Source organism: Aeribacillus sp. FSL M8-0235, from assembly GCF_038000355.1.
Classification (GTDB): Bacteria; Bacillota; Bacilli; order Bacillales; family Aeribacillaceae; genus Aeribacillus; species Aeribacillus composti.
The window spans coordinates 3,087,259-3,103,241 of the sequence record NZ_JBBOBW010000001.1; the positions used below are offsets into that span (position 1 = coordinate 3,087,259).

The 15,983-nt window shown below is 38.0% G+C and carries 14 protein-coding genes and 1 pseudogene; 4 read left to right on the top strand and 11 right to left on the bottom strand.

Features of this window, described 5'->3' with window-relative positions; translation table 11 throughout:
- Nucleotides 1-35: 35 nt before the first annotated feature.
- The 4 genes from NSQ71_RS15150 to NSQ71_RS15165 form a co-directional block, all read right to left on the bottom strand.
- A complete protein-coding gene (locus tag NSQ71_RS15150) occupies nt 36-440 on the bottom strand; it encodes an ion channel (protein WP_063386252.1) in 405 nt (134 codons plus the stop codon).
- A 140-nt stretch (nt 441-580) separates the two neighbouring features.
- On the bottom strand, nt 581-1,366 hold the full coding sequence (locus tag NSQ71_RS15155; protein WP_063386253.1) for an ABC transporter permease: 786 nt from the start codon (nt 1,364-1,366) through the stop codon (nt 581-583).
- 4 nt (nt 1,367-1,370) lie between these two features.
- Complete coding sequence (locus NSQ71_RS15160) at nt 1,371-2,162, bottom strand: ABC transporter permease (RefSeq protein WP_063386254.1); 792 nt, start codon at nt 2,160-2,162, stop codon at nt 1,371-1,373.
- The gene (locus NSQ71_RS15165) at nt 2,155-3,189 is read right to left on the bottom strand and encodes an ABC transporter ATP-binding protein (RefSeq protein ID WP_063386255.1); all 1,035 of its coding nucleotides are present in this window, start codon (nt 3,187-3,189) and stop codon (nt 2,155-2,157) included. The genes NSQ71_RS15160 and NSQ71_RS15165 overlap by 8 nt, the downstream gene beginning before the upstream one ends.
- 162 nt (nt 3,190-3,351) lie before the next feature.
- Between NSQ71_RS15165 and NSQ71_RS15170 the strand changes: the two genes are divergently transcribed.
- Both NSQ71_RS15170 and NSQ71_RS15175 read left to right on the top strand, forming a co-directional pair.
- On the top strand, nt 3,352-4,653 hold the full coding sequence (locus NSQ71_RS15170) for a glutamate-1-semialdehyde 2,1-aminomutase (RefSeq protein WP_130158649.1): 1,302 nt from the start codon (nt 3,352-3,354) through the stop codon (nt 4,651-4,653).
- A gap of 339 nt (nt 4,654-4,992) precedes the next feature.
- Complete coding sequence (locus tag NSQ71_RS15175; RefSeq protein WP_063386256.1) at nt 4,993-6,066, top strand: FUSC family protein; 1,074 nt, start codon at nt 4,993-4,995, stop codon at nt 6,064-6,066.
- A 691-nt stretch (nt 6,067-6,757) separates the two neighbouring features.
- Here NSQ71_RS15175 and NSQ71_RS15180 read toward each other — a convergent pair.
- The 4 genes from NSQ71_RS15180 to NSQ71_RS15195 all read right to left on the bottom strand — a co-directional run bounded on the left by NSQ71_RS15180 (nt 6,758) and on the right by NSQ71_RS15195 (nt 12,376).
- Complete coding sequence (locus NSQ71_RS15180) at nt 6,758-9,478, bottom strand: tetratricopeptide repeat protein (protein ID WP_340734166.1); 2,721 nt, start codon at nt 9,476-9,478, stop codon at nt 6,758-6,760.
- 179 nt (nt 9,479-9,657) lie between these two features.
- A complete protein-coding gene (locus tag NSQ71_RS15185; RefSeq protein WP_340734167.1) occupies nt 9,658-11,406 on the bottom strand; it encodes an ABC transporter ATP-binding protein in 1,749 nt (582 codons plus the stop codon).
- Between the two features lie 65 nt (nt 11,407-11,471).
- Nucleotides 11,472-11,999, bottom strand: a complete 528-nt coding sequence (gene ntdP, locus NSQ71_RS15190; RefSeq protein ID WP_063386259.1) for a nucleoside tri-diphosphate phosphatase — start codon at nt 11,997-11,999, stop codon at nt 11,472-11,474.
- 104 nt (nt 12,000-12,103) lie between these two features.
- Nucleotides 12,104-12,376: a YgaB family protein gene (locus NSQ71_RS15195; RefSeq protein ID WP_232515610.1), complete on the bottom strand. Its 273-nt coding sequence runs from the start codon at nt 12,374-12,376 to the stop codon at nt 12,104-12,106.
- A gap of 214 nt (nt 12,377-12,590) precedes the next feature.
- On the opposite strand from NSQ71_RS15195, the gene NSQ71_RS15200 reads away from it, so the two are divergent.
- Nucleotides 12,591-13,406, top strand: a complete 816-nt coding sequence (locus tag NSQ71_RS15200) for an undecaprenyl-diphosphate phosphatase (RefSeq protein ID WP_144598206.1) — start codon at nt 12,591-12,593, stop codon at nt 13,404-13,406.
- A gap of 75 nt (nt 13,407-13,481) precedes the next feature.
- Here NSQ71_RS15200 and NSQ71_RS15205 read toward each other — a convergent pair.
- Both NSQ71_RS15205 and fabL read right to left on the bottom strand, forming a co-directional pair.
- Nucleotides 13,482-13,625, bottom strand: a pseudogene (locus NSQ71_RS15205) (gamma-type small acid-soluble spore protein); the annotation flags it as partial.
- An 84-nt stretch (nt 13,626-13,709) separates the two neighbouring features.
- A complete protein-coding gene (fabL, locus tag NSQ71_RS15210; RefSeq protein ID WP_063386261.1) occupies nt 13,710-14,459 on the bottom strand; it encodes an enoyl-[acyl-carrier-protein] reductase FabL in 750 nt (249 codons plus the stop codon).
- Nucleotides 14,460-14,562: 103 nt separating this feature from the next.
- On the opposite strand from fabL, the gene NSQ71_RS15215 reads away from it, so the two are divergent.
- Nucleotides 14,563-14,730, top strand: a complete 168-nt coding sequence (locus NSQ71_RS15215) for a cytosolic protein (protein WP_340734438.1) — start codon at nt 14,563-14,565, stop codon at nt 14,728-14,730.
- A 75-nt stretch (nt 14,731-14,805) separates the two neighbouring features.
- On the opposite strand, the gene mutY is transcribed toward NSQ71_RS15215, so the two are convergent.
- On the bottom strand, nt 14,806-15,912 hold the full coding sequence (gene mutY / locus NSQ71_RS15220) for an A/G-specific adenine glycosylase (protein ID WP_339197288.1): 1,107 nt from the start codon (nt 15,910-15,912) through the stop codon (nt 14,806-14,808).
- Nucleotides 15,913-15,983: the final 71 nt, after the last annotated feature.

Here is a 15,983-nt window from a genome sequence, read left to right on the forward strand (position 1 = left end):
ATCTTCAGCGTACCGAATTTCGCTTCATGTTACAACTATTGTTTCTTCTCAATATCAATCATTGTTTTGGCAACAACAACCGTAGGCAATATGTAGCCAATCATCGCCTGTACAATTGCAATCCACCTTCCAATGCCGAAAGGAGTGATATCCCCATAGCCTACAGAAAACAGCGTAACTGCACTAAAGTATAAGCAGGTGGTTAAATTTTCTAAATACGTCCCATAAAGAGGCCGCCCAGATTCAGCTAAAATCGGAAAGCCGTATTGAGTTAAAATTAAATAAATCACACCAAATCCTAACAAAAAAGAGGCATATACTAAAGCAATTAAATATACAGTTTCAAACGTAAGGAACGTACCTCTTTTCACAGCAGAAAACATCGTTCGAATGCTCATAACCAAACAGAACATTATCCCTGTTCCTACGACAATCGCCATAATTTCCCCCGAAAATTATTGTTTGTACATGTTATTCAGCCTTATTGAATTTTATCACTAGCTAAAGGAAACTTGTTCGTCAACCAAACTGATGTCAACAGCCTCTTTGAATTTTATCGCTTAACGAAAGGAAACTATGATCAGCTTCCTGCCCCTCGATATCGCTTCACTCCAATATTCCAAATAATAACCGACAAAATAAAAAACAGAAGGCCTATCACAGGAGTTAAAAAAGCGTAAATATACCAATCCGTTTTTCGTAAAAAATAGGAAGCCGGATAAACTCCCACAAAGGCAAACGGCAAAATCCACGTTAAAATAAAACGTATCACATCGTTGTAAATATTTACTGGATAGCGGCCGTAGTTTCCAATGTTATACATCATTGGCATAATCGATGTTTTTGCATCCGACCAAAACCCAATCGATGCAAGCGCAACAAAAATACTGCCGCAGACAAGGGTGCCGCCAAATACAAATAGAATAAAAATAAAAATGTCATACCAATGAAAAGTAAGATTCAGCCGGGCTGCTGCATACCCCATGACAACAAGCCCTGTAATAACGCCAAAAAGCGATTCAAGCTCCATTCTCTCCAATATCACCTGAAACAAACTGTGGATCGGTCTCGTTAAAATGCGATCCATTTCACCGTTTACAATATATCGTTCATTAAAATCCCAAATGTTAAAAAAGGTGCTGAATAAAGCATAAGGAACTAAGAAAAAGCCATAAATGAAAATAATTTCATCTCTTTGCCAGCCGCCAAGCGATTCTGTATGTCCAAAAACGACGAGAATGAAAACTAAATTTACTGCCTGAAACAATAGATCAGACAATATCTCTACAATCATATCCGCTCTGTATTCCATCCTTGTTTTTAAATATTGAGCGATATATTGAAAAAACATTGACACATAAAACATCTTTTCACCCCCCTTGAATAATCATTTTTCTTTTCGCAACCGCCCACATAGCACAAATTGGAATGATCAATAAAATGGACCAAAACAATTGAAAAAGAATAGCGTCTGTAATTTCAGCTTCTTGGAATCCTTTTGTAAAGATCATGCTTGGAATATAACTGATTGCTTGAAAAGGCAAATATTCCATTATTTCTTGAGCCCAAACTGGGTAGAAGCTAATGGGGAGCAGCAGTCCGGAAAACAAGTCAATGATGACGCGTTTCGCTCTCATTAGTCCGTCGTTGTTAAATAAGAAAAAAGCTGAGATTCCTGTCAATAAATTAATTTCTGTATTAATAACAAAACTAAAAAATATGGAAATGGCAAAAAAAGACCACGCCTGCCAATCAAGCGGCAATTCGAGCGGAAAAATAAAGCTTACAATCACCATTCCAGGCATGGAAAAAAAGAAAAGGCGAAAAACGCCTTCTCCAAACGCCTGCATCGTTTTCATGCCAAGATAATTGTAGGGACGAATCAGCTCCACTGCCACTTTTCCTTCTCTAATTTCCATTGCGATTTCCCTGTCGATGTTGTTAAAATAAAATGCTCTTGCCATCCATGAAATTGCCACGTATGTCACCATTTGCGCTGCATCTAAACCTTGAATGCTTTCTTTTCCCCCATAAATGGCTGTCCATAAAAAGTAGTAAGCACCGATATTAATGCTGTATATGAGAATTCCAGAATAATAGTTTGTCCTGTAAGCGAGCATCATTAAAAAACGGATGCGGATCATTTCCAAATATTTAGACATTCATGATCACCTTTTCTAAGTTACTGTTCGCATCACCTTTTTCATAAATGTTGCGTATAATCTCCTCCGTTGATATTTCTTTAATGCTTAGATCCACGATAGTTTGAGCCTTCATGACGCGGCTAATGATTTCCGGCATTTCCTCATGATTCGCAATTTGCGCGATCCAAACATTGCTTTTATCTCCCTTCATCCATTGCACGTGAAAACCACTCGTTAATTGCAATAAAAGGGATTCATCAACAGAAGAGGCAAATTGAAATTCAATTTGCTTCCCTTTTCCCCAATTCCCGCGCAAATGGTCCAAAGAGCCGTCATATATAATCTTTCCTTCATCAAGCATTATGACGCGTTCACACAATGCTTCTATATCCGCAATATCATGTGTCGTCAGCAAAATCGTTGTTTTGTATTTGGCATTTATCTCTTTCAAAAATTCACGAATTTTCAGCTTGACTAAAACGTCCAAGCCGATCGTCGGCTCATCCAAAAATAAAAGAGGAGGATTATGAATTAATGCTGCGGCAAGCTCGCATCTCATCCGCTGCCCTAATGACAGCTTTCGCACCGGCTTATCTAACAAAGGGCCGATATCCAGCGTTTTAATGACATGATCCATATGTTCGTTATAATCTTGATCGGACACTTTATATACCTTTTTTAAAAGCCTGAATGACTCTTGAACAGCAATATCCCACCAAAGCTGTGAACGCTGTCCGAATACAACACCGATTGTCCGGACAAACTTTTCCCGTTCCTTATGAGGATTCATATTGTTCACCAGGACCTTCCCTGATGTCGGTGTTAAAATCCCTGTTAGCATTTTGATCGTTGTCGATTTTCCTGCGCCGTTTTCACCTATATAACCCACCATTTCTCCCTGTTTCACTGTAAAGGAAATATCATTAACAGCTCTGTTGATTTTATAGTTTCTAGTGAATAAATCGCGAAAAGCCCCCTTTAATCCAGAGCGGCTTGAATAGCTCTTAAATTCTTTGCGCAAATTCTCTACTTCAATGACATTCATAGCTGTAACCTCCATCGATCAATCACAAACATTAGTTTACTCGAATTATTTGAAATTAACAATTTGCATGCACCTTTTTTCTTTTTTACGAAAAGTGCTAGAATAAACGAGGATGCTTGAATATTTTTGGCTGTACAGTTAAGTAAAAAAGAAGGTGAAACAATGAATTTTACAAAATCAGAACAGCTGCATAAAGAAGCGCTCGAACATATTGTAGGAGGGGTAAATAGCCCGTCCCGTTCTTATAAAGCTGTCGGCGGAGGAGCACCTGTTGTAATGGAGCGGGCGCAGGGCGCCTATTTTTGGGATGTTGATGGCAACAAATATATCGATTACTTAGCAGCATATGGCCCGATCATCACCGGCCATGCACACCCTCATATTACAAAAGCAATCAAGCACGCTGCCGAGACAGGCGTCCTATATGGAACACCGACGCCTCATGAAATCAAATTTGCAAAAATGTTAAAAGAAGCTATCCCTTCTCTAGAAAAGGTCCGCTTCGTCAATTCTGGAACAGAAGCAGTAATGACAACAATTCGAGTTGCCCGTGCATACACAGGAAGGGATAAAATCATTAAATTTGCCGGGTGCTACCATGGACATTCCGATTTGGTGCTTGTCGCAGCAGGATCAGGTCCATCGACCCTTGGAACGCCTGATTCCGCAGGGGTACCAAAAAGCATTGCTCAAGAAGTTATCACTGTACCTTTTAATGATGTGGAGGCGTTTGAACAAGCTATTCATAGATGGGGAAATGAAGTTGCAGCCGTTTTAGTTGAACCAATTGTCGGAAACTTTGGTATTGTGGAACCTAAGGAAGGATTTTTAGAAACAGTCAAACAGCTTACTCACAAAGCAGGCGCGCTGCTTATTTTTGACGAAGTTATTACAGCGTTTCGATTTATGTACGGCGGTGCCCAAAATCTGCTTCATGTAGAGCCTGATTTAACCGCACTTGGAAAAATTATCGGCGGAGGCCTTCCGATCGGAGCTTACGGCGGCCGTAAAGAAATTATGGAGCAGGTGGCGCCATTAGGACCGGCTTATCAGGCAGGGACGATGGCAGGAAACCCTGCATCGATCTTAGCAGGAATTGCTTGTTTGGAAGTGCTGAGCGAAGAAGGAGTTTATGACTATCTTGATAAGCTCGGCAGGATGCTTGAAGAAGGCATTTTAAACGCTGGAAGATCATATAATATACCGATCACCATCAACCGTTTAAAAGGTGCATTAACAGTATATTTTACACGCGAAAAGGTGACGAATTATGAGCAAGCCGAAAAAACAGACGGAGAAATGTTTGCTAAATTTTTTAAACTGATGCTTCATCAAGGCATTAATTTGGCGCCGTCTAAATATGAGGCCTGGTTTATTACAATCGCTCATACAGAAGAGGACATTAAAAAAACCATTTCGGCAGTCGAACAATCGTTTAAACAGCTTTCACATGACAAAAAATGAGTCTTACTAAAGCGCCTACTGCACAAGCAGGCAGAATGAAAAAGTAAATCTTTAAGCAGCCTGAGCCCGATATTTATGGACTCAGGTTGTTTATTTCTTTTGGAAACGATGGAGGTGATGTAAAACTGCCGCCTCTTCAGTTGTACGAAAAAAGTGCAAAAGTTCGCTCGATCACAACGTAACTATTTGGTCTGTCTATATTAAAGGATCATATCATATTACAAGAGTGTTAATTTTTTCCTTTCTCTTAAAATAACCTTGAATATTCGTGTTAAACAATGTATAGTCTGAATAGCTTACAACCTTTTTGATGAAAGGAAGGAAAAATTTTTATTCAACATGAAACTTGGAGCCCGTATCTTAAAAACAGGTATTGCAATTACACTGGCATTAATGCTGGCAGAGATGCTTCATTTTCCATCTCCAGCATTTGCAGGGATTGCAGCTATCTTTGCGATACAGCCGTCAATATATAGATCATATTTAACCGTCATTGAACAAGTTCAGGCAAATATAATCGGCGCTGTTGTCGCAGTTTTATTCGGGATTTCTTTCGGAACAAACCCGTTTATTATTGGTCTTACAGCAGTGATTACCATTGCTATTTGTTTAAAATTAAAGATTGAAAACACAATTGCAATTGCTTTAGTAACGGTTATTGCGATACTTGAAACAACAGGTGACGATTTTGTACAGTTTGCTACCATACGGTTTTTAACGATTTTACTTGGGGTTTTATCAGCTTTTTTTGTTAATTTGATATTTATGCCGCCAAAATACGAAACAAAGCTTTACCATAAAATCACCGAAATTTCCCATGAGATTATGAAATGGATTCGGATCAATATTCGAAATAAATCTGAGTTTGCCCCTCTTAAAGAGGAAATAGACAAAATCAAAGATCAGCTGATAAAACTTGATCATTTATTTTTGCTTTACAAAGAAGAGCGAACTTATTCTAAAGCGAAGGTATTGCCAAAATCAAGAAAACTTGTCCTGTATAGACAGATGATTATCACAACGAACAGGGCATTTTACACATTGCGCCAAATTCATTGCTTGGAAAACGAACTTCGGCAAATACCTAGAAAGCTCCATGAAATGCTTATATCAGAGCTTGACTTTTTATTAATTTTGCATGAGCAGGCGCTGTTAAAAATAACAAAAAAAATTAAAAATAATCACGCTGAAGACCTGCTTCCTTATGACAAATTTAATCGAAAAGAATTCATTCAAGCGTTTTTGAAATTTGAAAAAGAAGCGGAAGATTCCGATTCGTTTTACCAAATACTATCTTTAGTCTCCGCCATCGTTGATTATCACGATCAATTGGAGCATTTAGATACATTGATTAACAGCTTTCAACATTTCCATAAAAAAGAAAATAAAATTCATGTGGAGGATGAAGAGTAAACAAGTTCATCTCCGTATATTACAGCCTTCAGAAGGCGATGAAAAAAGCAAAAAATTGTAAAAGACTACAGAATTTCATTCATGAATTCAGTAGTCTTTCATCTTTTTTAAGACAATCATTTCATTTATTTGAGAAGCTGAATGACCTCTCTGCTCTCAGAAAAAGTATCGGAAGCTTTTCTGCCTTGGAAATAAATCTTATTTCATTTTTATCCTCTGCTAATGATAACTGCAATTTCATGGACGCAGCTTTGCAGATAAAGGCTGCGTTTTAATTTGTCTTCAAGATCATCCAACTGCTCCCCGCCGAAATGCTGTTTCCAAACCGCTTCATCTTGTTAAATTGAAATCGTCTTATATCATCCAAGCGCAGGCAAGTTTTATATCATTTGGAACAGCTGTATTTTCTCAGCTTTCCAACTCAAAGCTTTGTTGGATGTTATCACAAGGAGGCTCCTTTAGAATCACGGTCAGCTTTTTGAGCTCAAAGCTCTCAGACAGTCTCGACCTACGTTTCACTTCTACTAATAAAATAAATAGGAGCTGTCTAATAAGTCGTTTTTTCGGCTTATTGACGCCCCCTTTAATGTTTTAGAAACGTTGATATATCGATGTTTATGATTTTTTTGTTTTTCAATGGGGATTTGACTTTATGGACAGCCCCTAATCTAAAAATGTGCTAAGCATTGCTTTAATCTCCGCTAGAAAACTTATTTATATTCGTTTCGACCACTTTATTGTTTAAGGAATGGTATTCATTCAATATTTCACATTGTCTTAAGTTTAATTCAAAAACTGTCAGCGGATCATAATAAATCTCTGGGTTTGTTTTCAAGCTGTCCAATTGTTGTTGATCTGTCCGAATTTGCTGCTCTCCTTCTTGCACAATTTGTTCAAGGTTGTGAACAGGTTCACGGAAAAACATTTTCACATCTCGTTCAATTCCTTTTTCAAATAAGTCGAATTGAGCAAAAAATTTTCGGATCATCGATTGAATCGCATCATCGAATGTTTCAGTTTCAATGTATTTTTTGTATTGCTGTGCGATAAACAGCTTGTTTTTCCCAATGGACGAAAACAGCTTTCCTGCTCCTTTTAATATAACTTGTGCAGGCTTAAAGCGGTTCATAATATTTTCTTCTTCGATGTTCACCACTGTTGTCAGACGATCAATATCCCGCCGCCAATCATCCACTACTTTGAAATCAGACATAAGCTTCACACGGTCATGACCGTACAATGAATTAAACGATTCACACATTTCATCTAAATAGACTTGGCATTGTTTTAGCTCGCTTTCAGCAAATGAAACCCATTCTCCCATTTTTTGCGACATTTTTGGAAGCAGCGTTTCAGCAAAATGCGCCTTCACCTGATCGTTCATTTTTTTGTTCAATTCTATGTGTAAATGGCTGAAATCGCTGTTTTCCGTTATGAATTTCGATGCAGATCGCAAAATAGTCCTTAACTCATCATGAAGATCCTTTTTTATCTCTTCCAATGTGGAGCGGAGTGACTGCCTCAATTCCTTAGCTTTTTCATTTTCCATATCGCCAAGGCTGTGTATTAATCCTTTTAATCGAGACACGATTTCTTTATTTTTATCGATGTTTTCTTCTAAATGCTGCTCTAATTCCATCCGTTTGCTATAAGCATATTTAATAGCTTTTTTCAAGAAAAACAGCAGCTTCTCCGTTTTGTTATCTTGATGAAACGGAAAACGTGAATGAATAAATTCAGCGAAGGACTGTTTCCGCTTCTCTCCTTCATTTCTTGAAGGGAATGGGAAAAATTCAGCTTCCGGGAAAAAGTCAAGTATTTGTTCTTTAAAATGAGCATGAAGCATGCCGCTATCTTCAAGCAAAAAGTAAATTGGAAGCTCCTTTTTTAAAGCAATCGATGCCAGGCTTTCTATCATTTTTTCAACTGAAGCAGGTTGATGTTCTGGATGGACATATACCAACCCATCAGCCAGTTGTATATATTCCTTTAGCTCCTCTTGATCAACATGCTCTATGTCAGGTACTTCTATTAAACTTAGCTTATGATCGTTTAACAAATCATTAGGCGCACATACCGCAACAATTGTTCCATCTTCACGAACTGCCGCATCTTCTTCAGCGAATACATCTGTTATGCTTTCATTATTTATTTGCTTTATGTCTGTCCGGTCTTCATGGCAGTAAATAGTAATTTTTGATGAAGGAATGCTTGGAAGAGAATGGCCAAGCAGCGATCGGGCAAAACCGCTTTCTCCAACAATGAGCAAATAATGTTCGTTCTGTTCAAAAATCTTTTTTAATATCCAATGATATTTCTGCCCAAGATTTACTTGATTTATTTCCGCCCAATCGGCCAGCTTCGCAAATAGCCGTTTTTTGGCTTCATGACCATCAGCACGATCATGACTACCTGATGCCAAAACGTTCTCCGCTTCTTCAATCACTTTCTCATCTAAGCTTGAACGGTAAATTTCACTCCATGCAACGACAGCTGCTGCAGCGGTCGATAGTTGTTTTCCTGTCGATAGTTTCAGCCAATTGGCTAAAATGTCCGGCATAATATCTTGAAGCTCTTTTAGTAAATATGATCCACCAAGAAGCTTATTATAGGATTCTTCATAAAAGCGCGATATTTCATCCCAATGCTGAAATTCGTCCACTTTCACATTGAAAATTAGATTGTTTATCGTTTTTAACCATGGAATAAAATATTTTTGATCGTGTTTATAGCATCGCCACAGCGAAACAGCAAGCTTCTCGAATTGCTCTACGTCGGTTCTGTATAAAACCGTTAATGCTTTAAAGAAATAATCCGGCTCTTTTTCTTTGACAAAACCTTGTTCAACATAATTGATCAAACGCTGAAACCATTCCGCTTTTTCAGTCCGAATTAATTCTTCAACCGTAAGATGGACAGCTTTGTCCCAATCTTCCTGTTCTTCATAAAATTGAATAGCGATGGTGGATGCTTGACCATGGTCAGGGTTGATCGATACCGCATCACGAATCGTCTCATACGCCTTTTCTTTTTCTCCTTGAAGACGGTGAAGCGAAAACAGCTTTAGCGATGCTTCTGCTTTAAGAACTTTTGAATCCGTTTCAATGGAACGGTACATTTCTTCCGCAGATGAAAATAATCCTAATTCAAAATATGCATCTCCGATATTTTTTCTCGCCCATGGCGCCAGCTCATTCTCTATATTTTCCCATTTAAAAATTGCCGCTTCATAATCTTTGTGGTGGAAATACACTTCTCCTTGAGCATAGCGTACATAAGACAGATCATATGCGACCTTTTTTTGTTCTTCTTGAAAAAGCTCCCCAAGCAGTTGGATCGGATGTTTCGTTTCATTTTCTTTTAATAATGTTTGATAAAAGTTTTTTTCAATTAACTGCTTTTCCGCCGCCATGACAACCTCCGTTCTTATACGAATTTAGTCTTTTCTTTTATTCTACCAAAATCGTTTTTTTCAAAAGGGATTGAATCAAAAATTTATGAAAAACTTGACTGGCAAAAGTCTTGCTAAAATTAAAGTATATTATGGATTTCAAAGCAAATGACTAATTACCCATTTTGCTGCGGTATTTTTTACCATTCACCCAATTGCTGAATTTGAAATAGTTTATAGTAATGTCCGCGCTTTTTCATCAGTTCTTCATGAGTTCCGGTTTCAACAATTTTCCCGTTTTCAATTAGTACAATTTTATCTGCATGAGTAATTGTAGACAGACGATGGGCAACAATTAAGGTCGTACGGTTTTTTGCCAGTTTATCAAGGGCTTCTTGGATAAATTGTTCACTTTCTAAATCCAAAGCAGACGTAGCTTCATCCAAAATGAAAATCGGCGGATTTTTTAAAAATACTCGGGCAATTGCAATTCGCTGTTTTTGACCGCCGGATAACTTCACGCCTCTTTCGCCCACTTTCGTATCATAGCCATCAGGCAAACTCATAATAAACTCGTGAGCGTTAGCTGCTTTGGCCGCTTTTATGACCTCTTCATCCGTTGCATTTGGTTTGCCAATTAAAATATTCGTTTTTATCGATTCACTGAATAAAAAAGGATCCTGCAAAACTATGCCGATCTGGTCCCTGACGCTTTGCACTTTATAATCTCTAACGTCAATGCCGTCCAACAAAATTTTTCCTTCCGTTACATCCCAAAACCTCGGAACAAGACTCACAAGGGTGGATTTTCCCCCTCCGCTCATCCCGACAAAAGCGACCGTCTCCCCTTTTTGAATCGTTAAATGAATATCCTTTAGTACAAATTCTTCGTTGTCATGATAGCGAAAGGATACTTTGTCAAAAATAATTTCCCCCGAAAGTTTGTCTGCTGCTATTGCATCCTGTTTATCAACAATATCGTAAGGTTCGTCAAGAAACTCAAATACTCTGTCCATTGAAGCGAAAGCCTGTGTTAAAGTAGTTGATGAATTGATCAAACGGCGAAGAGGATTGTACAACCGATCAATATAGGCTGTAAAGGCAACCATCGTCCCGATCGTTAAATTCCCTTGTATCACTTCATAAGCCCCGTAAAAAATGACGAAAAGAGGCGCTAGGTCAGTAACGGTGTTAACAACAGCAAACGTTTTTGCGTTCCATTTTGTATGATCAATCGCCCTTTCAAGAAAATTGCGATTTTCACGATCAAATTCTTTTTGTTCATGCTCTTCATTCGCAAAGCTTTGAATGACAGCCATTCCGCTGACCCTCTCATGCAAATGCCCCTGCACCTCTGCCAGCGCCTGCGACCTAACTCTTGTCAAATGACGAAGCCTGCCGTAAAAATATTTAACTGACAATCCGTATATAGGAAGCAACATAATCGATACAATGGTCAACGTGACATCCATCGTAAACATAATCCCAATGGCAAATATAATAGTAAAAAGGTCAAGCCATAGATTCATAAGGCCCGTAATAACAAACGTCTTTGTTTGTTCAACATCATTAATCACCCGCGAAATAATTTCTCCCGCACGATTGTTTGAATAATATCTTAAGCTCAGCCGCTGAAGATGAGTAAACAGTTGATCGCGAATATCATATAAAATTTTGCTTCCCGTCCATTGCGCAAAATATTGCCGATAATACTCGATCGGCGGCCGTATGACGAGGAATATAAATAACATGATGCCCATTAAAAAAAGAAGCATCTCTATCTTTACGTCATTTGATAATGATCCGTTTAAAATATTGTCGACGATATATTTCAATACGAGCGGAATTAACAAAGGAATGCCAAACTTTATAATCCCGATGAAAATCGTTAAAAAAATTTGTTTTTTATATGGTTTTACAAATTGAAAATAGCGTTTAATCGAACCCAACTATTTCTCTCCTTTCAGATCAATGCAAAGCGAAAAGTCTGTTGATACTCCAACAGACTTTTCCATCATAAATATGTTAAATATCTTTCATACCACTGATCGATAAATTCAGGGGAAAACGGACCTTTTCTACCGCGTATCCAATAAATTAATTTGTTCACATTATTCTTTAAGATACGGTCAATGACTTGCGGATATTTCATTGATTTCTTATGCCGTTCATATTCATCTTCATCTAACAGTGTATAGGTCATATCCGGGAACACTTTAATATCCAAATCATAATCAATATACTTTAATGCCTCATTATCCCAAACAAAAGGAGAACTGATGTTGCAATAATAATAAATGCCGTCACCACGAATCATTCCAATTACATTAAACCAATGACGTGCATGAAAATAACAAATCGCCGGCTCCCTTGTAATCCAAGTTCTGCCGTCAGCTTCGGTAACCGTTGTTCGATCGTTGCCGCCAATAATACAGTTTTGCGATCCTTTTAAAACGGTCGTTTCCTCCCAAACACGATGAATGCATCCATTATGTTTATAACTGTGTATTTGAATGATATCTCCTTCCTTTGGCAGCGCCATTTTGTTCCCTACTTTCTAATGAACAGTTCACTTCAAATCCGAAAAAATCATTTTTCTTTATTATAACGTTTGATATTCAAAAAGAAAATAAAAGAGCCATGCCGCTAAAATGGCTGACTCGAGTCATACATTTCGATTTGGTACATTTTAATAACTTCTTCCGTTTGCTTTTCAAACGTTTTTTGAATGTCTATCAACTCATTTTTCATTTTTTCAATTTCTTTTTGCACAGAACGCAATTTCTTATCATCATTTTGTCTCAAAAATTCCAATTCCATTTGTTGATAATGCTCTATTTTAGATTGAAGCGATACAAGCTTATCCATCGTTTCAAGCTGTTCGCCAACTAGCAGATCAAAGCGGTTATATGTATTCAAATGAATCCCTCCCTAATAAAATGTTTATGGATACATATTCTAACTATTTCACTTGATTCCTTTGACAAGTTATGTAGACAATTAAGAAGTTTTGTCGTATGAACGCTTAGGTCAAAATTATTATTGACTCTCCATTCATTCATTATGTACAATCTGACAAGATTGAATCATTACAAACTTTGATTTTTTTTGAGAGAAAGGAAGTTACTATATCGTGTGGGAAATCATCACAGCAGTCATTTTAGGCATTGTTGAAGGGTTAACGGAATTTGCCCCTGTTTCTTCTACTGGACATATGATTCTTGTTGATGACATTCTTCTAAAATCTAAAGAAATATATTCAGAGCCTGTCGCCAACTCTTTTAAAGTCGTCATTCAGCTTGGATCAATACTAGCAGCGGTGATCGTATTTAAAGATCGCTTTTTCGATTTATTACAGATTAAGAAAATGCAGCATCAAAACGGTCAAAGATTAACGCTTGGCCTTGTCATCACAGGACTTCTTCCTGCTGCCGTCTTAGGTTTTTTATTTGAAGACTATATTGATACGTACTTGTTTTCCGCTCATAGCGTATTAGTCGGCCTTGTGTTAGGGGCATTATTAATGATTGCAGCAGACCTATTTGGTCCAAGAAAACCGAAAGCAGAAACGGTTGATCAAATTACATACAAACAAGCGCTAACCATCGGCCTCATCCAATGCATTTCCCTTTGGCCTGGTTTTTCGCGTTCCGGTTCAACGATTTCCGGCGGGGTTTTAGCCGGTTTAAGCCATCGTGCAGCTTCCGATTTTACGTTTATTATGGCTGTGCCGATAATGGCGGGGGCGAGCGGTCTTTCTCTTATTAAAAATTGGGAGCATTTCACGATCGACGTCCTGCCGTTTTTTATCGCCGGATTCATCAGTGCGTTTATTTTCGCGCTTTTGGCCATAAGATTCTTTTTGCAGTTGATCAACCGCATTAAACTTACACCATTTGCTATTTATCGGATCATTTTGGCGATCATCATCTATGTTTTTTTCCTTTAATGAAAGAAAGCGGAGAGCTGAAACGTTCTCCGCTTTTTGCCTGGCTCTTTTAAAAGAAACATTCAAAATTAATAGTTAAGAATTTTGTTGTTTATTTTGTTCAGATTGTTGATTTTGTTGTCTTACTTGTTGTGCATCTGTTTCAGCAGCAAATTCTGTTCCAAATCCTTGAGCTGATTGTTGGTTTTGCTTTCTCACTTGTTGAGCATTTGTTTTGTTTTGCTGTTGTTTTGCCATCATTTTTCACCTCCACGTCATATATCATGTCCAGGAGAGAAAAAACTTATCCAAAAAAATTTGCAGTTACAGCAATAAGGAAATGCCTCCATCTACGATCAAAGTTTGCCCTCTTATCATGAAAGCTTTTTCAGAGAGCAAAAATTCAACTGCATTTACGATATCCTCTTTTTCAATCATTCTTCCAGCCGGAGTCTTTTCTTTTGCTTCGTTTAAAATTTCCTCCCTGTTCGGAAAATGTGTCAATGCATCCGTATCGACAGCTGCGCCGGAAACCGCATTTACTACAATATTTTTCGGTGCTAATTCAACTGCTAAATATCTAGTTAAAGCTTCAAGAGCTGCTTTAGAAACCCCTACTGTCGTGTAATTTTTTAAATAGCGAATAGACCCTAAAGAGCTGATGCTCACGATGTGTCCGCCGCCGTGTTTTTCCATCAATTTTGCTGCTTCCTGCGCACAAAAAAGAAGTGCTTTTGCATTAATATCCATCGTCCAATCCCAATGGGATTCTTCAATTTCCATTAGAGGGCGTAAAACTCCAGATGCTGCATTGTTTACTAAAATATCAAGCCGTCCAAACGTTTTGTCAATTTCTGCAAACATTTCCTTTATTTTTTCTGGTTTTCCGACGTTTGCCTTCACCACAAGCGTTTTCACACCAAGACGTTCAATTTCTTCCGCGGTTTCGATCGCTTTCGATTTGCTGCGAGCATAATTAATGACGATGTGATACCCTTTTTCAGCAAGCCTCAAGGCAATAGCTTTGCCGATTCCTCTTGAAGATCCTGTGACAAGCGCTACTTTTTCATTCATATTTTACATCTCCTTATGTATTGAATAGTTATTTCTATCGTAACAAAGAATAGATATAGAAAAACATATAAAAAGGAGTTTTTGTAAATTGCCTATACGTGATATGACAGAGCTCTCCATGATCTCGAAGCAAGCTTGGAGCAGTGAAGAGCTTCAGCATTATCACCGCGCCTTTCAACAAATTATGCCTTACCTGAATATAGAAGGTCATACTATTCACCGTGAAATTATAGAAGAAATTGAAGCGCGCGGCGGTATTAACAAATACTGATTAAACCAATTTTTAGAGGCATAATGGATGCAATCGGTACATGCCGATTGCATTTTCATTCACTTCCCAATGGAATTACGGCTCCACTTGTATGCCAGCTTTTTCCTTATAAAGAGCAAATATTTTTTGATGAGGTACAGGAAAAGCATATCGATCAATATCCTTGATGAAAACTTTTTCAAGCTCTTTCATTGATTCATCGCTACAAACTTTGCCGAAATAAACATTAATATTCCATGTCAAATGGGAAAAAACATGCTGAATCGTTCCTTTTAGCTCGCTTAATTCCGCTTCAACACCGTATTCTTCCCGCAAAAAATTTTCTAGATATATCCTTTTAGGAATTCTGTTTGTGCGAACTTCGCAATTTGGAAATTCCCACAAATTCGCAAGCAGTCCTGTGTCAGGTCTTTTATGAATATATAAATCGTTGTTTTGCACTAAAACCGCGCAAGCAATCGAAACTTGCTTTGTTGATTTGCTTCGTGTTTTTACTGGCAGCTTTTCCTGTAATCCTTCTGAAAAGGCAAGACAATGCTCCTGTACAGGACAAAGCAAACAGGACGGAGAAGTCGGCGTACAAACCATTGCTCCCAATTCCATTAATGCTTGATTAAAATCGGAAGGACGTTTTTTTGAAATAAGATTTGCAGCCGCTTCTTCAAATATTCTTCTTGTTTTTGGCTTTGCTATATCTTCTTCAATCAGTAAAATTCTTGACAGCACTCTCATCACATTGCCGTCAACAGCAGGCTCAGGCTTGTTATAAGCAATGCTTAATATTGCTCCTTTTGTATAAGGCCCAATTCCTTTTAATTTTCCAAGCTGCTTCGGGTCATCCGGAAGTTTTCCTCCGTATTTTGCTGCCACCTCTTTCACTGCACTGTGCAAATTTCGGGCGCGCGAATAATAGCCTAGGCCTTCCCATGCCTTTAAAACCTCTTCTTCATCCGCATTTGCCAGCGCCTCAACATTCGGGAATTTTTTAATAAAATTGTTAAAGTACGGTATAACCGTTTCCACCCGTGTTTGCTGAAGCATTATTTCAGATACCCATACTTTGTATGGATCTTGGTCCTTTCTCCAGGGCAAATCTCTTTTTTCCCGTATATACCAGCCGATCAGGTCCTCCTGAAATGTTTTAATATCGAAATTCTCAATTTTTTGCAGTGATTGACCCATTTTTCAATATTTCCTCCATTATGCACTTCAAAATATGTTACACTAAAAAGAACTTATGAATTTATCGTACA